A 21,229-nucleotide genomic window follows, 5' to 3' on the forward strand; every position below is an offset into this window, starting at 1 on the left:
GAGTTCGGAAAAAGCCGACAGTTATGACCAACCAGTTCGTACAACGAGCCGGATTGTGGAGAAACCATTCCCGCCATGGACAACAGTCCCCAGCAGTTTCTACGTGTCCCCACCCCGACGCACGAGAGCCTGAGCTTCTGCAACGCCAATGCGCGCGAGCTGAAAAACTGGCTGGATCACCTGCCCAAGGCCAACCTCGGGGAGACCGCCCGCCAGCTCTACCAGGGGCTGATCGAACTCAACCAGCTCAAGCTGCCGGTCGAGACGCGCCTTCAATTGCTGGAACTGTTCCGCCCGGAAGTCCACTTCGTCTGCCATAACCTGGAACGGCACTTCCTCAATCAGTCCATCGTTCTGGACGAGCGCCCGCGCAAGGTCGCCAACCTCTGCCAGGCCCTGCAGAACCACCTGGCCATCGGCTACAAGCTTATCGTCGTGCGCGAAGCCTCGCGCTTCACCCGCGAGCGTGCGCAGGTGATGACCGCCGCCATCCAGCGCGCCATCCGCAGCCTCTGCGGCCCGCTGGTGCGTGCCTCGCAGTTGTACTGCCCGGTGCCGGAAAACCTCTGGCTGGAACTCCATCAGCTCTACCAGCTGGCCCGCCAGCACGGGCTACAGCACACCCCGGTACGCGATGCGCTGGCGCGCCAGTCACAGGGGTTGTCCATCGAGCATTCGTACCTGGTAGCGCTGATGCTCGGCTCGGCGCGCTGCAACCAGATGCGCCAGAACAACATTGCCCGCGTCGCCGAAGCCCTCGAAGGCTGGGCGGCACAGGTGAAAGTGCAGGCGGCCGATGCGCCCTCCACCCTGTTCGTGGTGGTGCCGCAGGTGGATGGCCCGCCGCGCTATCGCACCCTGTTCAAGGAAAGCGACCTCGCTGGCGCCCTGGGCATCGACCCGCAGCCGCTGGTGGATGTGATCCGCGAATACCTCCTGCTGCCGCCGGAAAACCGCGCGCAGGCCCGCCTGAAGGTGCCCGAGGGCATCAGCGTCGACCTGCTGCAACACCTCGCCGCCGCTTGGGGCGACATCGCCGAGCGCACCTTCCACCGTACTCCCGGCCAGGGTCAGCTGACCCTTTGCATCGGCATGAGCGCCCTGCACTACTTCCTTGCCGGGCGCAGAAGCTTCAACGATGTGCTCAAGATCCAGGTGCAGGAGCAGGTACCGACCTTCAAGGCCGAAGTAAAGGACGCCTGGTCCGGCGCCTTCGATGCGCAGAAGGTCAACGACTGGCAGCCCGGCATGCCGCTGGAGGAAATCGAATACAGCGCGCCGCGCGCCCCTGACGACAGCGGCCTGGGCATCGCTTCGGAAACCCCGCGCGACGACTACCCGGTGTTCACCCTCAACATCGTCAACCACAGCCCCGGCGGTTACTGCCTGACCTGGCCGAAGGAAATCCCCAGCCAGTTGCAGGCCGGCGAACTGCTCGGCATCCAGGACACCCCCGAGCACAGCTGGAGCGTTGCCGTGGTGCGCTGGATCCGCCAGGTCCGCGGCGGCGGCACACAGATGGGCATTGAACTGATCGCCCCGCTCGCCCAACCTTGCGGCCTGCAACTGCTGCGCAAGACCGAGCAGGGCAGCCAGTACCTGCGCGCCCTGTTGCTGCCGGAGATTTCCGCGATCTCTCGCCCGGCCACCGTCATTACCCCGCGCCTGCCTTTCCAGGAAGGCAATCGCGTGCAACTGAACCTGCACGGGGAGGAGCGTCGCGCCACCCTGACCCGCAAGGTCACCGCCACGGCCAGCTTCACCCAGTTCGAATACCAGGCACAGGATGCAGCCGGCACGACGAGCGATAAGCCCATCACAGCACCGAATGCTCGTGGCGCTGGCGGGGAGGAAGACTTTGACTCGCTCTGGAAGTCTCTGTAGATTCCGGAAGATTCCCTTTCGTCGCCTTTTTGCTGCCGTCCAGCACGGTATAAGCAGCCTTCCTCATGGCCAATGAAAAGAAAACCATCCGCCTGCTGATCCTGGAAGACTCGCAGAACGAAGCCGAGCGCCTGGTCAGCCTGTTCCGCAACGCCGGTCGTGCGACCCGCGTCCACCGCATTACCTCCAACGAAGACCTGACGGACATCCTGCCCCAGGGCTGGGACCTGCTGATCGCCGCTCCCGAAGCCGAGGCACTGGACCCCAGCGAAGCGCTGGGCGCCATCCGCCGCCAGGCCAAGGACATCCCCTTCATCCAGCTGGTCAGCGGCAACGATTCTGACGCCGTGACCGAGGCACTGGCCCTCGGCGCGCAGGACGCCCTGCCGCAGGGCGAGGACGAACGACTGATCCTGGTGGCCAACCGCGAGCTGGCCAACCTCGAAGAGCGTCGCGCCCGCCGCTCCGCCGAAGTCGCCCTGCGCGAAGCGGAGAAACGCTGCCAGCTGCTGCTGGACAGCTCGGTGGATGCCATCACCTACGTCCACGACGGCATGCACATCTACGCCAACCGCGCCTACGTCGGCCTGTTCGGCTACGAAGACGCCGAGGAACTGGAAGGCATGCCGATGATCGACCTGATCGCCGGCTGCGACCAGGCCAACTTCAAGGACTTCCTCAAGGGTTACCATCTCACCAAGGAAAGCACCGAGGACAACGCCGACCTGGCCTGCAGCGGCATCCGCAGCGACGGCCAAGCCTTCGCTGCACGCATGACCTTCTCGCCGGCTACCTACGACGGCGAGCCGTGCATCCAGGTGGTGATCCGCGCCGAAACCGGCAATGCCCAGCTCGAAGAAAAGCTGCGCGAAGTCAGCAGCCAGGACCTAGTCACCGGCCTGTTCAACCGCGCGCACTTCCTCGACCTGATGGACAGCGCCGTGGAGCGCGCGGTGACCGCCGGGCAGCCGGCGACCTTCGCCTACATGCTGCTCGACCGCGCCCAGGCGCTGCAGCTCGACCTCGGCGTCGCCAGCATCGACCTGCTGCTGGCGGACCTGGGCAACCTGCTGCGCGGGCAGTTCCCCGCACAGGCCCAGCTTGCCCGCCTGAGCGACGACGTCTTCGCCGTGCTGCTGCCGGGCGAAGACCCCGAGCAGTCCGCCCCGCGCTTCAATTCGCTGCTGAAGAAGGTCGAAGGCCACCTGTTCGACATTCATGGCCGCACCGCGCAGGTCACCCTGTCCATCGGCACCGCCGGGCTGGACGAGAAGACCACCCGCGCCCAGGACGTCATCGAGCGCGCCCACCGCGGCGCCGATGACGTCGCGCAGAAGGACGGCAATGGCCTGAAGGTTTACAACCCGGCCGATGAGCTGGCCGCCGCCGCCTACCGTGGCGACATCAGCGCGATCATCCGCCAGGCGCTGGAGCAGAACAGCTTCCGCCTGCTGTTCCAGCCGATCATCAGCCTGCGCGGCGACACCCACGAGCACTACGAAGTGCTGCTGCGCCTGCTCAACCCGCAGGGCGAGGAAGTGCCACCGGCAGACTTCCTCAATGCCGCCAAGGGCAGCGGCCTGGCCGAGAAGATCGACCGCTGGGTACTGCTCAACTCCATCAAGCTGCTCTCCGAGCACCGCGCTAAGGGGCACGAAACCAAGCTGTTCGTGCACCTCTCCGGCCCGAGCCTGCAGGACCCGGAACTGCTGCCGTGGCTCAGCGTCGCACTGAAGGCCTCGCGCCTGCCGGCCGACGCGCTGATCATCCAGATCAGCGAGCCGGACGCCATCGCCTACCTGCGCCAGGCCAAGCTGCTGAGCCAGGGCCTGGCCGAGCTGCACTGCCAGATCGCGCTGTGCCAGTTCGGTTGCGCACTCAACCCGTTCAACACGCTCAAGCACATGAACGTCGACTTCGTGAAGGTCGACGGCTCCTACGTGCAGGACCTCAACAGCGCGGAGAACCAGGAAAACCTCAAGACCCTGATGGCCAGCCTGCATGCCCAGGCCAAGCTGACCATCGTGCCCATGGTGGAAAGCGCCACCGCGCTGGCCACCCTGTGGCAGGCCGGCGCCAACTACATCCAGGGTCGCTACCTGCAGGGCCCGAGCCAGGCGATGGACTACGACTTCGCCTCGGACGAATAAGCCGGAACGGAACCTGTAGGAGCGAGCTTGCTCGCGAACAGAGTCAACCCGCACCACACATGCTGGGCGTGTTCGCGAGCAAGCTCGCTCCTACAAAAGCGCACTCGAGCCTGCGAGACAGGAACGACCGCAACAAAAAAGCCGCCCTTCGGGGCGGCTTTTTGTTAGGGCGACAACTCAGCGTTCGTCGGCACCTTCGCGGTCGCGGAAACCGAGCAGATAGAGGATGCCGTCCAACCCCAGGGTGGAGATCGCCTGCTTGGCCGACTGCTTGACCAGCGGCTTGGCGCGGAAGGCCACGCCCAGGCCGGCCAGGCCCAGCATCGGTAGGTCGTTGGCGCCATCGCCCACGGCAATGGTCTGCTCCAGCTGCAAGCCTTCCTTCGCTGCCAGTTCACGCAGCAGGTCGGCCTTGCGCTGGGCGTCGACGATGGGCTCGATGGCCACGCCGGTCAGCTTGCCGTCAACGATCTGCAGTTCATTGGCGAACACATAGTCGATGCCCAGTTTCGCCTGCAGCTGCTTGGCGAAGTAGCTGAAGCCACCGGAGAGAATCGCGGTCTTGTAGCCCAGGCGCTTGAGCTCGGCGAACAGAGTCTCGGCGCCTTCGGTCAGGCGCAGCGAGGCGCCGATCTCTTCCAGCACGTCCTCGGACAGCCCCTGCAACAGCGCCAGGCGCTCCTTGAAGCTGGCACGGAAGTCCAGCTCGCCGCGCATGGCGCGCTCGGTGATCTCGGAGACCTGCTCGCCAACGCCGGCGGCCTTGGCCAGCTCGTCGATCACTTCGGCTTCGATCAGCGTCGAGTCCATGTCGAACACCGCCAGGCGGCGATTACGGCGGAACACCGAGTCCTGCTGGAAGGCGATGTCGACGTTCAGTTCCTGGGCCACGCTGAGGAACTCGGCACGCAGGGCGGCCGGGTCAGCGGGTTCGCCACGTACGGAGAACTCGATGCAGCCCTTGCCCTCGTCGGCCGGCATGTCCAGCGGCATACGCCCGGACAGGCGGTCGATCTGGTCGATGTTCAAGCCGTACTTGGCGGTGATCGAGCTGACCCGCTGCAGTTGCTCGGCGGTCACCCGGCGCGTCAGCAGGGTAACGATGTGGCGCGGCTTGCCCTGGCCACCGACCCACTGGCGGTAATCGTCTTCGGACACCGGGGTGAAACGCACCTGCTGGTCGAGTTCGTAGGCCGTGAACAGCACGTCCTTGAGCACCGACGAAGCCCGCTCGTTATCCGGGATTTCCACCAGGATGCCGAAGGACAGGGTGTCGTGGATCACCGCCTGGCCGATGTCGAGGATGTTCACGCCACCCTGCGCCAGGACGCCGGTAATGGCCGCGGTGAGGCCGGGGCGGTCTTCCCCGGTGATGTTGATCAGGACGATCTCGCGCAAGGCGCTGCCTCCGCCATGGAAAAAAGGCGGTCATTCTACCTGCTTTCACCGCCTGCGGATGCTCCGCTCGCCCGTCCGCCCACCGATCAAGGGACGCCACCGCCGATCGGAATGCACGGCAGATCGACACACCGCGCGGACTTTCGCCGCCCTGACTGCGCCTGCGGCGCTTTGCCCCCCGGTAGGGCCTCGTTATACTGCCCCGCATCTGCCCTAGAGAAGACCGAGCCCGCTGTGACCCGGCCCACCTCCGTCAAGCCCGACAATTTCTTCCTGCTGCTCTTCCACGCCCTGCGCCAGCGCCGCGTGCCGATCGCCCTGCGCATCGCCGTCCACAGCTTGCTGTTGGTCGCCACGGCCCTGGTGATTTACGCCTGCGTGATGGGCCTGCAGTTCAAGCAGGCCATGCAGCAGCAGGCCGACGCCCTTGGCCAGAGCCTGACCACGCAGACCGCGCAGTCAGCCACCGAGTTGCTGGTGTCCAACGACATCCTCAGCCTCAACGTGCTGCTCAACAACCTGACCAAGAACCCGCTGGTGGCCCATGCGGCGATCTACAGCGTGGACAACCGCATCCTTGCCGAATCCGGCACGCGGCCCAAGCAGGGCCTGCTGGGTGACGCCGAAGGCCTGTACTCCACGCCCATCACCTTCCAGGAAGTAATCGCCGGCCACCTGCGCATCAGCCTCGACATGCACCAGTTCGAGCAGCCGATGACTGTCAGCCTGCAGAGCATGGGGCTGATCAGCCTGATCCTGTTGCTGCTCACGCTGACTTTCGGCCTGCGTCTGGGGCGGCAGATTTCCACGCCGCTGTTACAGCTTCGTGTCTGGCTGCGCGACCCGGACGACAGCGCGCCGGGCGCCGGCCTGCAGAACGAGATCGGCGACCTCGCCCGCCAGCTGCAGGCGCGCCTGGCGCCGGAGAAACCGCCGGCCCCCGAGCCGGTGGTCAGCGCCCCCGCACCGCGCGCGAAAGCGCCCGCCAAGAACGCCGCCAAGGAACCGCTGCTGGAAAAAGCCGGCACCGCTGACGAACACGAGTTCGACGAGAACATCTTCTCCGACGAAGAATTGCTCACCCCTGCCGCACGCCGCAAGGCCGACGCTGACGATGACTTCCCCGAGGAAGAGTTCGAGGCCGTGGTGGAAGAGGAAGCCGAAGACGAGATCGGCGTCGAGGAAGAGCCCGAGGCCGAGCCGGAGCCGGTTTCCGCCGGCACCAGCGCCGTGCTGGCCGTGCAACTGGGCGCCCAGGAACAACTGCGCCGCCTGCCGCGCGCGCGCCTGGTCGACCTGCTGGAACGCTACCGCGATTGCCTGGAGCAGGCCGCACGCCTGTACAAAGGCACGCTCTACACCCTCAGCGACGGCGGCAGCCTGATCCTCTTCCACAGCCGCGACCAGGACGAGGAATTCCTCACCAACGCGCTGTGTTGCGGCGAGCTGATGCGTGCCCTGGGCCATGCCCTGCAGATCGAGGTGGCCGACAGCGGCATCACCCTGCAACTGCAACTGGGCCTGGTCCTGGGCGAGGACGTCGCCGACCTGGAACAGGCCGAGCTGCTGCAGGATTCCGCCGCGCAGGACGCCCTGGCGCTGAGCCAGCACAGCCGCAATCTGCTGCTGGTGGAAAAAACCATCGGCGACGATGAGAAAGTCCGCGAGCGCGCACGTATTCGCCCCATCGCCAGCCCGGAAAATGCCTGCTGCGTGGAGTGGCTGAAAGAGCCTTATCCTTCCATGCTCGAACGCCAGCTGTCGCGCATGCGCGCCCTGCGCACCACCTGACCCCAATAGAAAGAAAGGGGGCCGCCAGCCCCCTCGTGGAAAGGATTCCATGACCACCCTGATCACCCACCCCCTGCCCGCTCTGGCCATTGGGCTCGCGCTCGGCTCACGCCTCATCCCGCCGCGCCTGCTGCTGGCCGGCATGATCGCCACCTGCCTGCCCGACCTCGATGTAGTCGCCTTCAAGCTGGGCATTGCCTACCACGACGCCTTCGGCCATCGCGGCTTCAGCCATTCCCTGCTGTTCGCGGCGTGCATGGGGGTGCTCGGGGCGCTGTGCAGCAGCCTGCTGGGCAGCGGCCCACTGAAAGCCGGCCTGTGGATCGGCCTGGCGACCGCCTCCCATAGCGTGCTGGATGCCATGACCGATGGCGGCCTGGGCGTCGCCTGGTTCTGGCCCTGGAGCGACCAGCGCTACTTCCTGCCGCTGCATCCCATTGAGGTTTCGCCCATTGGCCTGTCGCGCTTCCTCAGCCCACGCGGGCTGGAGGTGCTGATGTCCGAGGCGCGCTGGGTCTGGCTGCCCTGCCTCGCTGTGGCACTGACAGGCATCGGCCTGCGCCGGCTGCTTTGGCGCAACGCCTGACTCAGCGTTTGCCGAGCTGCACCTGCAGCTGCTCCAGCAACGATGCCTGCATGCCCTCCACCGGCAACTGGGCGCTGTAGCCCTGGAAGCTGCCGAAGCGCTTCTGGTAGTCCAGCTCGATCTGGAAGCGGTTCTCCCAACCAGGAGAGTTCGCCGGCATCAACTGGTCACAGTCACGGAGCACCTGGGGCGATTCGCAGGGCGTATAGGCCTGCGGGTAGACCTGGCGCTTCCACAGCACCCAGGGCGACAGCGACAGGGCGGCAAGGCGGTTGCGCCGCAGGTCCAGCTCCAGCAACTGCATCAGGCCGTTCCCGCCCAGGTACTGGTGCTGGTAGTCGACCATCACCATGTCCACGCTGTGCCCCAGGTCGTTGAGCATCCGCGTGTGCGCAGCGCCGTCGGCGTGGGCATTCAAGGTGAGGAACACCTGGTCGTTGCGGCGGATCAGCCGGTCCCACAGGAGCGTGCCACTGGCGTTGTCCTCGCGGGACAGCTCCGCCACACCGGCGGCGCTGCGCCGCAGGATGCTATGGGAAGCGAGGATCACCGGCACATGGGGATGCTCGTCGAGGACGCTCTGCGCCCACACCAGGGTCGCCTCGGAGGGACTCCAGTCCAGGGCCAGCAGCAGGAAAGACTGGCCGTAGCGCTGGAACAGGTGCACCTGGCTCAGCCCCTTCGGGTCACTGCCGACATAAGTGCTCTGCCAGGCGGCGCGTTCGGGGCCGAAGTGATCCTTGAAGCGGTCGAGGAAGGAGCGACGGTCATCCGTGCTGGCTTCTTCGTGCACGTCGCGCTCGCCGGTGGCGATGCTGTAGGGCACGCCACGCTCCTCCAGCGTGCGCATGGCGCCGCTGGCGGTCTGCCACTGGGTGGCGACCCCGGCGTTTTCCACCACGTCGCCCAGGTGCACCACCAGCGGAACCTGCAGCACCTCGGCATGCTTGGCCAGCCAGAAAGTCTGGGCGAAGAAAGCCAGCGCCGGCTGGTACGGCAGGTCGGGGAAGCGCTGCTCGCTGCGGAACAGGTGGCGCTTGCGGTGGTTGTTCTCCGCATAGAACTGGGTGTCCGGCAGCAGCGGCAGCACGAAGCTGCCCCCGCCGGAGACGATCTCCAGGGGCGGCAGCGGGTGCTGGCGGAAGAATGCCTGGTCCCGCTCGACCACACCCTGGGTATCGGAATCATCGCAGCCGCCCAGCAGCAAGCAGCAGGCAAGTAGGGAAGTCAGTGCTTTCATCACGGCGTATTGCCCGCTCCGGGGAGGCGCAGCAGGCGGTAGGTGTCATTGTCGAAACGGCCTTCGAACAGCTGCTGCGAGGCCGTGGGCAGGGCAGCGGCGATACGCTCGGCATCGCGCGCCTGGATCATCAGGTAGAGCGGTTCCCGTTGCGCCGCCAGCTGCTCGGGACGATCCAGGAACAGCGGCTGCAGGTCACGATCGAGGTTGACCATCAGCTTGATTGCCCGCGCATCCGGCGCCATCCCATACAGCGCAAGGGGTTCAGGCTGCGCATCGAGTTGACGGAGCAGCTCGCGGGAGAACGCCTGGCTGTCGTACAGACGGTGCTCCACCGGCTCGAAGACCAGGATGTAGCTGGCCCACAGCGCCAGCGCGGCGCCCAAAGCCAGCCCCGCCGGCCGGCGCCAGCGCAGCGCGCCGAACGCCAGCAGCGCGGCGAGCGCCACGATGCAGGCCGGCAGCCGCCATCCCAGCTCGGCGAGCTCCTGCGGATAGCGCTTCCAGGCCAGCCACAAGCCAGCCAGCAGCAGGGCCGGCAATGCCAGCCACAGCCCACGCAGCAAGCCACGCAGGACCCGCGCCAGTCGACTGCCGGCGACCATGAAGGGGTAGCCCGCGACGATCGCCGCCAGCGGTGCCAGCGCGACAATGTAGCGGGCCTTCTTCGCCTGCGGCACCGACAGACCGGCCATGACCACCAGCGCCGCCAGGGCGCATCCTGCCACCAGCCGGAACGCTGGCTCGCGGCGACGCTGCCAGAGCAGCACGAGCGCCGGCAGCGCCAGTGGGAAGGCCAGTGCGTAGTTGCCCAGGGAACTGCGGAAGTAATACAGCGCATCGCTGGAACCGGCGGAACCGTCCAGACGGCCGATCACCTGCATCTGCAGGACATCCTGGACGAAAGCTTCGCCGCCCGCCGAGCGCGCCAGGGCGATCAGCACGAACACGCAGAGGACCAGCAGCGCTGCCGCACTCGCCGAGAAAGCGAACAGGGGCTTCCAGCGCCGGTCCAGCAACAGTTGGCTGCACACCATGCCCGCCGGTACCACCAGCCCCAGCGGGCCGCGCAGCGCAAAGCCGACGAACAGCAGCGGCAGCAGGCGCAGCAGCATGCCCGGCACGCCATGGCGATCGGCGTGGAAGGCAACGTAGAAGGCCAGCAGCCCCACGGCGGCGACCATCAGGTCGAGGGACACGGCGCGCGTCTCGCTGACGAAGGTGGCGGTCAGCAGCAGCATCGCCACGCTGATCAGCGCCCAGGAGCGCGAGAACGGCGCCACCAGGCGATACACCACCCCGGTGGAGATTGCCCCGGCCAGCGCGGTCGGCAGCCAGGCGGTGAGCTCGGTGACCCGCCCCAGCGGCAGCGACAGCAGGTAGGTCAGGAAGGTCGAGGTAGCCGGATAATCCGGATAGGGCGCGCCGTAGGTGGTCGGGAACCAGCCCGGCCCGTGGCGCAGCATTTCGCGGGCGAACAGCACGAACCGCGAGTCGAAGCCAACGAAGGCATCACCCTGCACGCCAAGCAGGAACAGCACCAGCGCCGCCAGCATGACGCAAAGTGTCTGACGCCTCAGGGCGGAATCCGCCTGAACACTGGAGGTGGGGGGGAATGACGACACGCGCGAATCTCTCGCAGACTCCGCGCGGAAACGTCCGGGCGCCAATAGCCTGCACAAGCGCCCGTAGATACCACGCAGACCGTCAAGAAGATGTCAAAACCGGCCAAGGCAGAAACAAAACGGCCCACAAAGCTATGCCTTGCGGGCCGTGAATACTGCGATGGTCGGCTGCGACCTAGAAGCGGTAGACCTCGACATCAGTGCGGATCGGCACCACCAACGGGATCTTCGGCCCTTCTTCCTTGGGCTTGACCGCCTGATCGGTATTGGCCACCTGCGGCTTGCGCGGCGGAGCAGCCTGCTGCTCGGCAACTGCTGCAGCGACCGGTCGCACATCACGGGCCAATTGCGCGGACAGTTTGCGCAGCAGGTCACCCTGGGCGCGCACCTGATCCTGCACGCTGCCGGAGTGCGCCTCTTCCTCACGGAAGACGCGGCTGTCACGCAGCTCGCCCTTCTGGTCGAGCAGGCGCCAGCGCGCTTCCAGCACCGCCGGCTCCTTGGGGCCGGAGTCCAGGCGGCTGATGGTCAGCATGACCTGAACCTGCGGGGTGAAGCCGGGCTTCTCCGGGAACAGCGCCAGGCGCGTGCTGTCCAGCTCGCCCGAGAGCAGGCGCATCAGCTGCTGGCTGACGTTGGTCTCGAGGCTGCCGGCCCAGCGGGCTTCGGTCGACAGATTGAGGATACCGTCGGCCTGGCGCTGGACCATGGTCTCGCGCTTCAGGTAATCGGCCAGGGATACCGGACCGAGCAGTACTGCGACACCGTTGTCACGGGTCGGGACGGGAACCGCGCCCGCATCCAGCTGGTACAGCTGGGTCGGTCGATTCACCGTGCAACCCGCCAGCCCGAGGAGGCTGACGAGGGAAAGATAGGCCAAGGCGCGCAATGCGCTCATCTGGATCACCGTCATTCGCCGAATTTCGGCGCTACTTCCAACAAAACCAATATGACTACAGGCAACGCGCCAAGGCGCCGGTTACCCAAAGGGACGTATCATCCCTTAACCGGCGCCTCAGCTCCAGAGGCAGAATGTATCGAGCCGCGTTTCAATCCTGAGACAGCGATTCTACCAGCAACGCGTCCACTCGCTGGAAACCGCGCGGCAGTTTATTCCCGCGGCGGCCTCTCTCGCCCTTGTAATGCTCCAGGTCGTCACCCTTGAGCGAGAGCGTCCGCTTGCCGGCCTGCAGCACCAGGGTCGCGCCCGTCGGAAGAACGGCGAGATCGGTGAGGTACTCCTCGCGGCTCGCCACGCGGTCGCCTGGCACGCTGATGATCTTGTTGCCCTTGCCCTTGGCCAGTTGCGGCAGGTCCGAGACCTTGAACAGCAGCAGGCGGCCCTCGGTGGTGACCGCGGCGATCCAGTCCTGTTCCAGATCATTCACCGGCCTGGGCGCCATGACCTGCGCGCCATTGGGCAGGCTCAGCAGTGCCTTGCCGGCCTTGTTCTTGGCCTGCATGTCCTCGCCCTTGGCGACGAAGCCGTAACCGGCGTCGGAGGCCAGCACATACAGCGCATTATCCTCCGGCAGCAGGACGCGATCGAAGGATGCGCCCGGCGGCGGCGTCAGGCGGCCGGTCAGCGGCTCGCCCTGGCCGCGCGCAGACGGCAGGCTGTGGGCGGCCAGCGAGTAACTGCGGCCGGTGGAGTCGATGAACACCGCGTACTGGTTCGAACGGCCCGGCGCAGCCGCCTTGAAGCCGTCGCCGGCCTTGTACGAAAGCCCCGTGGCGTCGATGTCGTGGCCCTTGGCGCAACGCACCCAGCCCTTTTCGGACAGCACCACAGTCACCGGCTCGGTCGGCATCAGCTCGGTTTCCGACAGCGCACGGGCTTCGGCGCGGGCGACGATGGGCGAACGGCGGTCGTCGCCGTAGGTTTCGGCGTCGGCGATCAGCTCGTCGCGCACCAGTTTGCGCAGCTTGGCGTTGGAACCCAGGATCGCCAGCAGCTTGGCGCGCTCCTTGGCCAGCTCATCCTGCTCGCCGCGGATCTTCATCTCTTCCAGACGCGCCAGCTGACGCAGGCGGGTATCGAGGATGTAGTCGGCCTGTAGCTCGGAGAGCTCGAAGCGCTGCATCAGGACCGGCTTGGGCTGGTCCTCGGTGCGGATGATATGGATGACTTCGTCGAGGTTGAGGAAGGCGACCAGCAAGCCTTCCAACAGGTGCAGGCGCTTCTCGACCTTGTCCAGGCGGAACTGCAGGCGGCGGCGCACGGTGTCGGTGCGGTAGGTCAGCCACTCGCTGAGCACCTGGCGCAGGTCCTTGACCTGGGGTTTGCCGTCCAGGCCGATGACGTTCATGTTCACCCGGTACGAGCTTTCCAGGTCGGTGGTGGCGAACAGGTGGGTCATCAGCTCTTCGGCATCCACGCGGTTGGAGCGCGGGATGATGACGATGCGGGTCGGGTTCTCGTGGTCCGACTCGTCGCGCAGGTCGGCCACCATCGGCAGCTTCTTGGCCTGCATCTGCCCGGCAATCTGTTCCAGCACCTTGGCCCCGGAGACCTGGTGCGGCAGAGCGGTGACCACGATGTCGCCGTCCTCGACGCGGTACACGGCGCGCATGCGCACCGAGCCGCGGCCGGTTTCGTAGATCTTCTGCAGGTCGGCGCGCGGGGTGATGATTTCCGCTTCGGTGGGGAAGTCCGGGCCCGGCACGAAATCGATCAGGTCGGCGACGGTGGAGCCCGGGTTATCCAGCAGGTGCACGCAGGCAGCGGCCACTTCGCGCAGGTTGTGCGGCGGAATGTCGGTGGCCATGCCCACGGCGATGCCGGTGGTGCCGTTGAGCAGCAGATTGGGAAGCCGCGCCGGCAGCACGGCCGGCTCGTCCAGCGTGCCGTCGAAGTTCGGCACCCAGTCCGCGGTGCCCTGGCCCAGCTCGGACAGCAGGGTCTCGGCATAGCGCGACAGACGGGCCTCGGTGTAACGCATGGCGGCGAAGGACTTGGGATCGTCCGGAGCACCCCAGTTGCCCTGGCCATCCACCAGCGGGTAGCGGTAGGAGAACGGCTGCGCCATCAGCACCATGGCTTCGTAGCACGCCGAGTCGCCGTGGGGGTGGTACTTGCCCAGCACGTCGCCGACGGTACGCGCCGACTTCTTGTGCTTGGAGTCGGCGTCCAGGCCCAGCTCGCTCATGGCGTAGACGATGCGCCGCTGTACGGGCTTGAGACCGTCGCCGATGTGCGGCAGGGCGCGATCCATGATCACGTACATGGAGTAGTTCAGGTAAGCCTGTTCGGTGAAGTCGGCCAGTGACCGGCGCTCCACGCCCTCCAGACTCAGATCGAGGGTTTCGCTCATGCGTGCCTCACGGTGTAGATCGCTGGCGCAGCACCAGGGTGCCGTCCTGCTGGGTGAAATCCAGTTGTCTGAGTGCGCTCATGCCGAGCAGCACCTCGTCGCCTTCCATGCCCGGCGCGATCAGCGCCGGCACATCGGTCAGGCGGATGTCGCCAAGCTGCAGGCTGGGCAGGCGCGTACGCCAGCCCTGGCTGCGGCCGTTGGCGGTGTCCAGAGTGATCGGCAAGCCGCGCGGCAAGCCGAGGCGGTCGGCCAGACGCTGCGGCAGGGCTACCTGGGTGGCGCCGGTATCGAGCATGAAGGTCACCGCCTCGCCATTGATCCGGCCGTCCGCCACATAGTGGCCGGCGCGGTTGCCCACCAGCCGCACTTCCACTTCGCCGTTGGCGCGAGTCGATTGCGGCTGCGGATTGGGATTGTGCTGGCGAGTTTCCCAGGCGCCGAAATAGTGGGTGGCGAGCAGGATGCCCGCGCCCCAGGCGAGGAACATCATGATCTTGCCGATCCGCTTGCCCGGCATCGCGTCGCTCATTTGCCACCGAGCCAGCCGCCGGCCGGCGCCGCGAAGCGCAGTACGTAGGGGCGACTGTCACCGTCGGCGCGAGCGTGCTCGCCGTTGTCCAGACCGATCCAGGCGCCCTGGTCGTCGAGTATCAGCGCTTCGGCCACGCCGTAAGGCAGTTCGTAGCGCCGCTCAGGGGCCAGCGCACCGGCGGCGAAGGACCAGCACAGCTCCTGCGCGCCAGTCTTCGGATCGCGTCGGCAGATCTGGTGCGCCAGGCGTTCCAGGGTGAACAGCTTGTCCTTGTACAGCGCCAGGTCGGAGAAATCGATCGGCAGGGCGCGCTCGGCACCCAGCTCCGGCGGCGGCAGCGCGGTGCCACCTTCGCTGAGCATCACGCAGTTGCCTTCGCACTTCCAAGTGCCATTTTCACTGTGCACCTTGAGCAGACCGCGGCGCTGGCGCTCGGCGGCCAGCCACAGCTGCTTGCCGTCGGCGCTGATGGCGATGCCTTCGTAGAGCGCGTTGAATTCCATCAGCAGGCCACTGGCGCGCGCCTGGCGCAGCAGGTTCTGCGGCAGCGGCAACCAACTCGGCTCACCAACGGCAGGCAACAGCAGGACAGCCGCATAACCTTCGCTGACCACATAGCGGTTGCCCGCCTGATCACAGCTGATGCCTTCGAAATCCATGGCGCCACCGCGCAGCAGGCCGCCCACGGTGACCCGCGCACGAGTCCCCCAGGACAGGCCGCTATCGGGCGTACCCGGAACCACGAAGGGTTCGGCGGAGGCCTGCCAGGCCTTGCCCGGCGTCTCGTCGATCAGCAGGCGATAGATACGGTCGTCGTCGCGGTCGGACACCGTCCACATCTCATTGCCGCACAGCGCCAGCCCGGACAGGTTGCCACTGGGCATGCCCTCCACCGGATGCTCCGCGACGAACTGCAGCGACGCCGGCGCCAGGGGCGCTGCGACCGGTGCGACATCCTTCGACGCCTGCTCGGGTGCCTGGGCAGCAACGGCGAGGCCAGCGAACAGCCAGGAGCAGGCCAGCAGCCAGCGCATCAGGCGAAGTCCGCCAGGTTGCCCTTGGTTTCCAGCCAGGACTTGCGATCGCCGGCGCGCTTCTTGGCCAGCAACATATCCATGATTTCCAGCGTGCCTTCGGCGTCTTCCAGGGTCAGCTGGACCAGGCGACGGGTGTTCGGGTCCATGGTGGTCTCGCGCAGCTGGGGCGGGTTCATCTCGCCCAGGCCCTTGAATCGGGTGACCTGCGGCTTGCCACGGCGCTTCTCGGCGGCCAGGCGATCGAGGATGCCGTCGCGCTCGGCTTCGTCCAGGGCGTAGAAGACTTCCTTGCCCAGGTCGATACGGAACAGCGGCGGCATGGCGACGTAGACGTGGCCGGCTTCCACCAGCGGGCGGAAGTGACGGACGAACAGCGCGCACAGCAGGGTGGCGATGTGCAGGCCGTCGGAGTCGGCGTCGGCGAGGATGCAGATCTTGCCGTAGCGCAGCTGGGACAGGTCGGCCGCGCCCGGATCGACGCCGATGGCGACGGCGATATCGTGGACTTCCTGGCTGGCGAGCACTTCGCCGCCGTCCACTTCCCAGGTGTTCAGGATCTTCCCGCGCAGCGGCATGATCGCCTGGAATTCCTTGTCGCGCGCCTGCTTGGCCGAGCCGCCGGCGGAGTCACCTTCCACCAGGAACAGCTCGGCGCGCATCGGGTCCTGCCCCGCGCAGTCGGCCAGCTTGCCGGGCAGCGCCGGGCCCTGGGTGATTTTCTTGCGCTCGACCTTCTTGCCGGCCTTGAGGCGGCGGCCGGCGTTGCTGATGGCCAGTTCGGCCAGCTGCAGGCCCAGCTCGGGATGGGCGTTGAGCCACAGGCTGAAGGCGTCCTTGACCACGCCGGAGACGAACGCGGCGGCCTCGCGGGACGACAGGCGCTCCTTGGTCTGGCCAGAGAACTGCGGCTCCTGCATCTTCATCGAGAGGACGAAGGCGATGCGCTCCCAGACGTCTTCCGGGGCCAGCTTCACACCGCGCGGCAGCAGGTTGCGGAATTCGCAGAACTCGCGCATCGCATCCAGCAGGCCCTGGCGCAGGCCGTTGACGTGGGTGCCGCCCTGGGCGGTGGGAATCAGGTTGACGTAGCTTTCCTGCAGCGATTCACCGCCCTCGGGCAGCCACAGCAGAGCCCAGTCCACCGCTTCCTTGTTGCCGGCCAGCGCGCCGCAGAACGGCTCGTCAGGCAGGCGCAGGTGCTCGGAAACCGAGTCGACCAGGTAGGAACGCAGGCCGTCCTCATAATGCCATTCGATGCGCTCGCCGCTGGATTTGTCCTCGAAGGTCACCAGCAGGCCCGGGCAGAGCACGGCCTTGGCCTTGAGCACGTGCTTGAGGCGGCTGACGGAGAACTTGTGCGAATCGAAATACTTGGCGTCCGGCCAGAAGTGCACGCTGGTGCCAGTGTTGCGCTTGCCGACGGTGCCGATCACTTCCAGGTCGCTGGACTTGAAGCCGTCGGCGAAGGTCATGCGGTACTCGTTACCGTCACGCTTGACGCGCACCTCGACCGTGGTCGAGAGCGCGTTCACCACCGAGATGCCCACACCGTGCAGGCCGCCGGAGAACTGGTAGTTCTTGTTGGAGAACTTGCCACCGGCGTGCAGCTTGGTGAGGATCAGTTCGACGCCGGGCACGCCCTCTTCGGGGTGGATGTCCACCGGCATGCCGCGGCCGTCATCGATCACTTCCAGCGAGTTGTCCTCGTGGAGGATCACCTGCACGCTCTTGGCGTGGCCGGCGAGGGCTTCGTCGACGCTGTTGTCGATGACTTCCTGGGCCAGGTGGTTGGGCCGGGTAGTGTCGGTGTACATGCCCGGGCGCTTGCGCACCGGATCGAGGCCGGAAAGAACCTCGATGGCGTCTGCGTTATAGGCGTTCTGCTGGGCCATGGGGTTCCTGCTTAATCAGTCGAAGAGGTGATGGCTTCAAAGGCGGAAAAGTCGATGTCGCGCCACTGGCTGGACGGCACTCCGGCGAAAGCCAGGAGCGTCGGCAAGTGGCTGACGAAGCGCTGGAAGCTGTGGTCGCCGCCGGACTCGATGCGCAGCGCGGCGCTGCGGTAGTAACGCTCGGCGGCGCGGTAGTCGAGGGTTTCGTCGGCGGTCTGCAGCCACACCTGGTAGCGCGATCCGTCGGTCGGAGCCGGGACTTCCAGTTCTGCCAGCGCAGCGACGTGATCAAGGGTCAGTTCCCAGGTCTCGCCACTGTAATAGTTGGTCTGCGGGCCGAGTTGGCCGTCGAACAGCCGGTGAGGCGCCACGGCCGGATTGATCAGCACGGCCTTGAGGCCATGGCGCTCGGCCAGGTAAGTCGCGTAGTAGCCGCCCAGGGAACTGCCGATCAGCAGCGGCTGGCCCAGTTCGGCGACGGCAGATTCCAGTTGTTCCAAAGCCTGGCGCGGATGGTGGTGCAGCGCGGGCACGCGCAGTTGCTCGGCCAGGCCCAGGCGCTCCATGGCGGCCGTGAACTGGCGCGCTTTCTGCGAGCCGGGCGAGCTGTTGAATCCGTGGATATAGAGGAATGCGGTCATGGGCCGGGAGGCTACAAGCTGCAAGTGGCATGCCGCAAGTGGGTCAGCGTCGCAAGGCGTTCGAAGCGTGACCGATCAATAACCCTTGATGCTGTAGTCGACTTCAAACTCGATGTCGGTCACCCGCGATACACCGGTCTCCACGCGCCCATCCGCCAGCAGGCGCAGCCAGCGATAACCGGGGGCCGGGCTGTCGACGCAGAAGTCCTCGCTGCCCGGCGTGAACTGCACGCAGGTGGACGGCGAGGCCAGCAGGCGCACGTCACCGCGCGTGCGATCGATTTCCTGGTGCACGTGTCCCCAGAGCAGGCAGCGCACGTTCGGGTAGCGGTCCAGCACGGCGAAGAGTTTTTCCGGGTTGTAGATGCCGATACGGTCCATCCACTGGCTGCCGATGGGCACCGGATGGTGATGGAAGCTGATCAGCAGGTGCTTGTCCGGCGCGGCCTGGATGGCGCTTTCCAGCAGCGCGGCCTGTTCGTCGGTCACCTGCCCCGGCACGGCACCGGGAATGGTGGAATCCAGCAGGATCACCCGCCAGGCGCCCAGGTCGATCACCGGATCAAGCAGGTCGCTGCCGGCGGCGACTTCGCGCATCGGCTCCATCTCGTCGTGATTGCCGGGGAACCAGCGGATCGGCGCGGTGATCGGCGCAGTAATGCTGCGAAAACGCTGGTAGGACTCGACCGAGCCATCCTGGGAGAGATCACCCGTGGCCAGCACCAGATCGATCGCCGGCTGCTCCTCGCCGACCAGGCGAACGACCTGGGTCAGGCTGTCAGCGGTGTCCATGCCCAGCAGCCGGCCGTTCTCTTGCGCGAACAGGTGGCTGTCGGAAAGCTGGACGACCAGGACGGAATCGGAAGCGGTGGGCTGGGTGGGCAATGCGCCTTCTCCTGTGAGGCGGGCGTGCGGGGATTCGTGACGAAGTATGGTGACAGGCGCCCCCCTGAGCAAACCGGGAAAGCGTCACAGATCACAGTTAGGGACACGAGTCTGCGATGGGCGGGCAGGATATCATGGCACGCCGCCACTATCGCGCCTTCAGCGTTGCAGCACCGGCTCCAGCTCATGCCCGCAGGACAGGCAGTGGCTCAGCCATTCGCCAAGGAACTGGTTGAGCTGGTTCTTCTCGTCCGGCTGGTGCATCGCCTGGTTCGGATAGGGGTAGATCGCCAGCAGGCGGCGCGCCTGCTCGGCGCCGACCACTTCGGCCATGCGCGCGTCGTGGTACACCCGTACTTCCAGCTTGGGCGCCGGCAGCCAGGGCAGGCCCAGTTCCTGGCGCACCTGCAGCACGGTGGTGTACGGGCAAGCTTCGATCACGTCCAGCGCCAGCACGCCGAGCAGCCGCTCGCCTTCGCTGAGCGCCACGCGGCGCGAGACCTGGGCCTCGCGCATCTCGGGCAACAGGCGCATCAGGCGCAAGTAGTTCGCTTCGCAGGTCGCCTGCAGACCCGCCAGGTCGACGCGATAGCGCTCGCGCAACAGATTCACACCCATAACCCCCTTACCTCGGCGCGATTGAGCGCCAACCATTGAAGGGCGAGCATGCTCGCCGCGTTGTTGATGCGGCCGTCACGCACGCCCTGCAGCGCTTCCTCGAACGGCATGACGTGGACGCGGATGTCCTCGCCCTCCTCCTCCAGCCCGTGGATACCCGAAGCGGTGCTGCTGTCGCAGCGGCCGACGAACAGGTGCACCAGCTCATTGCTGCCGCCAGGTGACGGCAGGTACTGGGCGATCGGCCAGAGTGCGCCGAGGGTCAGGCCGGCTTCTTCCACCGCTTCGCGGCGGGCGACTTCCTCGGGCTCCTCGTCCTTGTCGATCAGGCCGGCGACCAGCTCCATCAGCCAGGGATTGACCCCGGCATCCATGGCGCCGACGCGGAACTGCTCGATCAGCACCACTTCATCGCGTTGCGGATCGTAGGGCAGCACGCACACGGCATCGTGACGCACGAACAATTCGCGGGTCAGCACCGGGCCCATGCCGCCGGCGAACTGGCGGTGCCGCAGGTGCAGGCGGTCGACCTTGTAGAAGCCCTTGAAGCACTGTTCGCGCTTCTGGATCTCGATGTCCTGGGGGCCTGGCTTGAACGTTTCCGACATCCCGTTCCACTCACTCTGCGTTGAACTTCGCGCCATCCTATCGCGCCGCCGGAGCAGGCGCAGCCTCTTTCGCGGGCCGCCGGGCGGCCGGACTGCTGTGACCGTCGCACACTGCCGCCGTTCCACCAAAGTGGTTCATACTCACCCGCCGAACCGGCAGCATCGATGGCGGTCGAACCACTCCATTGCCGGCGAACGTCAACGACAAGGATTCCCATGCGACTTCTGAAACTTGCCGCCCTGGGCAGCATCTGCCTGTTACTGGGGGCGTGCCAGGGTCTGTTCAAGCCCTCGCTCGACGAGCCGCTGAGCGCGAGCCACACCGCGTTCGAACATGCCAAACCCGGTTGCCAGGGCGAACAGTGCCCGCTGTTCAACCTCGACACGCTGAGCTTCGACGATGAGCCGGTGCTCAACGAAGCGATCAACGCGCAACTGCTGCAACTGGCCCGCGAGGGTGATGGTGCGGCACCTGCGAGCCTGGACGTCTACGAAAAACGCTTCCTCGATTCGGCCCAGCCCGGCTGGAGCTCCTACCTGCAAGCGAAGATCCGCGAACAGCATGACGGTCTGGTGATCATCGAGCTGTCCAGTTATCGCTTCACCGGCGGAGAGTACGGCCAGCCCGGCCGCGCGTTCATCAATTATGATCGACGTATCCACAAGGTGCTTACCCTGCAGGACATTCTCCTGCCCGGCCAGGAGGACAACTTCTGGAAGGTCGCACGGATGGCGCACCAGGCCTGGATTCTGCAGAACAAGCTGGACGAGCAGGACCCGAATTTCTCCAAGGACTGGCCGTTCCAGCCGACCGAGCATTTCGCCCTGACCTTCGGCGCACTGACGCTCAAGTACGACATCGACCGCATCGCCCCGCATTCGGTCGGGCATCCGGAGCTGAAGATTCCGTATCCGCGCCTGAACGGCATCGTCAAGACCTACTACTTCCCGGGGCGCGGGACGCAGTAGATCAGCGCGAGAGTGGCCGGGAAATCATCGCGGACGGAGTCCGCTCCTACGCCGGA

The 21,229-nt window shown here is 66.2% G+C and carries 17 protein-coding genes; 5 read left to right on the forward strand and 12 right to left on the reverse strand.

Annotated elements, in window-relative coordinates:
• Positions 1-75 precede the first annotated feature (75 nt).
• Positions 76-1,884: a molecular chaperone gene (locus ACNFH5_RS25245; RefSeq protein ID WP_416750773.1), complete on the forward strand. Its 1,809-nt coding sequence runs from the start codon at positions 76-78 to the stop codon at positions 1,882-1,884.
• Positions 1,885-1,949: 65 nt separating this feature from the next.
• Entirely contained in the window at positions 1,950-4,034 is a 2,085-nt protein-coding gene (locus ACNFH5_RS25250) for an EAL domain-containing protein (protein WP_416750775.1), read from the forward strand.
• Between the two features lie 177 nt (positions 4,035-4,211).
• On the opposite strand, the gene serB is transcribed toward ACNFH5_RS25250, so the two are convergent.
• Positions 4,212-5,432: a phosphoserine phosphatase SerB gene (serB, locus tag ACNFH5_RS25255; RefSeq protein ID WP_416750777.1), complete on the reverse strand. Its 1,221-nt coding sequence runs from the start codon at positions 5,430-5,432 to the stop codon at positions 4,212-4,214.
• A 234-nt stretch (positions 5,433-5,666) separates the two neighbouring features.
• On the opposite strand from serB, the gene ACNFH5_RS25260 reads away from it, so the two are divergent.
• A complete protein-coding gene (locus ACNFH5_RS25260; RefSeq protein ID WP_416750779.1) occupies positions 5,667-7,223 on the forward strand; it encodes an AhpA/YtjB family protein in 1,557 nt (518 codons plus the stop codon).
• Positions 7,224-7,272: 49 nt separating this feature from the next.
• Positions 7,273-7,809, forward strand: coding sequence for a metal-dependent hydrolase (locus tag ACNFH5_RS25265; RefSeq protein ID WP_416750781.1), 537 nt, complete (start codon positions 7,273-7,275; stop codon positions 7,807-7,809).
• Position 7,810: 1 nt separating this feature from the next.
• On the opposite strand, the gene ACNFH5_RS25270 is transcribed toward ACNFH5_RS25265, so the two are convergent.
• From ACNFH5_RS25270 to ACNFH5_RS25320, 11 genes are all read right to left on the reverse strand, one after another.
• Positions 7,811-9,049 (reverse strand): calcineurin, encoded by a 1,239-nt coding sequence (locus ACNFH5_RS25270; RefSeq protein WP_416750783.1) that lies wholly within the window; start codon positions 9,047-9,049, stop codon positions 7,811-7,813.
• Complete coding sequence (locus tag ACNFH5_RS25275; RefSeq protein WP_416751064.1) at positions 9,049-10,605, reverse strand: ArnT family glycosyltransferase; 1,557 nt, start codon at positions 10,603-10,605, stop codon at positions 9,049-9,051. The genes ACNFH5_RS25270 and ACNFH5_RS25275 overlap by 1 nt, the downstream gene beginning before the upstream one ends.
• A gap of 244 nt (positions 10,606-10,849) precedes the next feature.
• Positions 10,850-11,572 (reverse strand): PqiC family protein, encoded by a 723-nt coding sequence (locus ACNFH5_RS25280; protein WP_416750785.1) that lies wholly within the window; start codon positions 11,570-11,572, stop codon positions 10,850-10,852.
• Positions 11,573-11,723: 151 nt separating this feature from the next.
• Positions 11,724-13,988, reverse strand: coding sequence for a DNA topoisomerase IV subunit A (gene parC / locus ACNFH5_RS25285; RefSeq protein WP_416750787.1), 2,265 nt, complete (start codon positions 13,986-13,988; stop codon positions 11,724-11,726).
• Positions 13,989-13,995: 7 nt separating this feature from the next.
• Complete coding sequence (locus ACNFH5_RS25290; RefSeq protein ID WP_416750789.1) at positions 13,996-14,520, reverse strand: retropepsin-like aspartic protease family protein; 525 nt, start codon at positions 14,518-14,520, stop codon at positions 13,996-13,998.
• Positions 14,517-15,557: an esterase-like activity of phytase family protein gene (locus ACNFH5_RS25295; RefSeq protein WP_416750791.1), complete on the reverse strand. Its 1,041-nt coding sequence runs from the start codon at positions 15,555-15,557 to the stop codon at positions 14,517-14,519. Before ACNFH5_RS25295 ends, ACNFH5_RS25290 begins: the two co-directional genes overlap by 4 nt.
• Positions 15,557-17,452: a DNA topoisomerase IV subunit B gene (parE, locus tag ACNFH5_RS25300; RefSeq protein ID WP_416750793.1), complete on the reverse strand. Its 1,896-nt coding sequence runs from the start codon at positions 17,450-17,452 to the stop codon at positions 15,557-15,559. Before parE ends, ACNFH5_RS25295 begins: the two co-directional genes overlap by 1 nt.
• Before the next feature lie 11 nt (positions 17,453-17,463).
• Positions 17,464-18,093 (reverse strand): YqiA/YcfP family alpha/beta fold hydrolase, encoded by a 630-nt coding sequence (locus tag ACNFH5_RS25305; protein WP_416750795.1) that lies wholly within the window; start codon positions 18,091-18,093, stop codon positions 17,464-17,466.
• A gap of 75 nt (positions 18,094-18,168) precedes the next feature.
• Positions 18,169-18,978, reverse strand: coding sequence for a 3',5'-cyclic-AMP phosphodiesterase (gene cpdA / locus ACNFH5_RS25310; RefSeq protein ID WP_416750797.1), 810 nt, complete (start codon positions 18,976-18,978; stop codon positions 18,169-18,171).
• Positions 18,979-19,137: 159 nt separating this feature from the next.
• Positions 19,138-19,596 carry a DUF1249 domain-containing protein gene (locus ACNFH5_RS25315; RefSeq protein ID WP_045216166.1) on the reverse strand — a complete coding sequence of 153 codons (459 nt, stop codon included), beginning with the start codon at positions 19,594-19,596 and terminating at the stop codon, positions 19,138-19,140.
• A complete protein-coding gene (locus tag ACNFH5_RS25320) occupies positions 19,587-20,204 on the reverse strand; it encodes an NUDIX domain-containing protein (protein ID WP_416750800.1) in 618 nt (205 codons plus the stop codon). Before ACNFH5_RS25320 ends, ACNFH5_RS25315 begins: the two co-directional genes overlap by 10 nt.
• Positions 20,205-20,420: 216 nt before the next feature.
• On the opposite strand from ACNFH5_RS25320, the gene ACNFH5_RS25325 reads away from it, so the two are divergent.
• A complete protein-coding gene (locus ACNFH5_RS25325) occupies positions 20,421-21,173 on the forward strand; it encodes an RsiV family protein (protein ID WP_416750802.1) in 753 nt (250 codons plus the stop codon).
• Positions 21,174-21,229 lie beyond the last annotated feature (56 nt).

Source organism: Pseudomonas sp. NY15435 (assembly GCF_048068295.1).
Classification (GTDB): domain Bacteria; phylum Pseudomonadota; class Gammaproteobacteria; order Pseudomonadales; family Pseudomonadaceae; genus Pseudomonas.

Excerpts from the sequence above, each read along its gene's own strand:
- ACNFH5_RS25275 (WP_416751064.1), bottom strand. The coding sequence starts at position 10,605 with ATGCTGGCGGCGCTGGTGCTGTTCCTGCTTGGCGTGCAGGGTGATGCC.
- ACNFH5_RS25280 (WP_416750785.1), bottom strand. The coding sequence starts at position 11,572 with ATGAGCGCATTGCGCGCCTTGGCCTATCTTTCCCTCGTCAGCCTCCTC.
- ACNFH5_RS25270 (WP_416750783.1), bottom strand. The coding sequence starts at position 9,049 with ATGAAAGCACTGACTTCCCTACTTGCCTGCTGCTTGCTGCTGGGCGGC.
- ACNFH5_RS25265 (WP_416750781.1), top strand. The coding sequence starts at position 7,273 with ATGACCACCCTGATCACCCACCCCCTGCCCGCTCTGGCCATTGGGCTC.
- ACNFH5_RS25250 (WP_416750775.1), top strand. The coding sequence starts at position 1,950 with ATGGCCAATGAAAAGAAAACCATCCGCCTGCTGATCCTGGAAGACTCG.
- parC (WP_416750787.1), bottom strand. The coding sequence starts at position 13,988 with ATGAGCGAAACCCTCGATCTGAGTCTGGAGGGCGTGGAGCGCCGGTCA.
- ACNFH5_RS25295 (WP_416750791.1), bottom strand. The coding sequence starts at position 15,557 with ATGCGCTGGCTGCTGGCCTGCTCCTGGCTGTTCGCTGGCCTCGCCGTT.
- ACNFH5_RS25315 (WP_045216166.1), bottom strand. The coding sequence starts at position 19,596 with ATGGGTGTGAATCTGTTGCGCGAGCGCTATCGCGTCGACCTGGCGGGT.
- ACNFH5_RS25305 (WP_416750795.1), bottom strand. The coding sequence starts at position 18,093 with ATGACCGCATTCCTCTATATCCACGGATTCAACAGCTCGCCCGGCTCG.
- ACNFH5_RS25245 (WP_416750773.1), top strand. The coding sequence starts at position 76 with ATGGACAACAGTCCCCAGCAGTTTCTACGTGTCCCCACCCCGACGCAC.
- ACNFH5_RS25325 (WP_416750802.1), top strand. The coding sequence starts at position 20,421 with ATGCGACTTCTGAAACTTGCCGCCCTGGGCAGCATCTGCCTGTTACTG.
- ACNFH5_RS25290 (WP_416750789.1), bottom strand. The coding sequence starts at position 14,520 with ATGAGCGACGCGATGCCGGGCAAGCGGATCGGCAAGATCATGATGTTC.
- ACNFH5_RS25320 (WP_416750800.1), bottom strand. The coding sequence starts at position 20,204 with ATGTCGGAAACGTTCAAGCCAGGCCCCCAGGACATCGAGATCCAGAAG.
- parE (WP_416750793.1), bottom strand. The coding sequence starts at position 17,452 with ATGGCCCAGCAGAACGCCTATAACGCAGACGCCATCGAGGTTCTTTCC.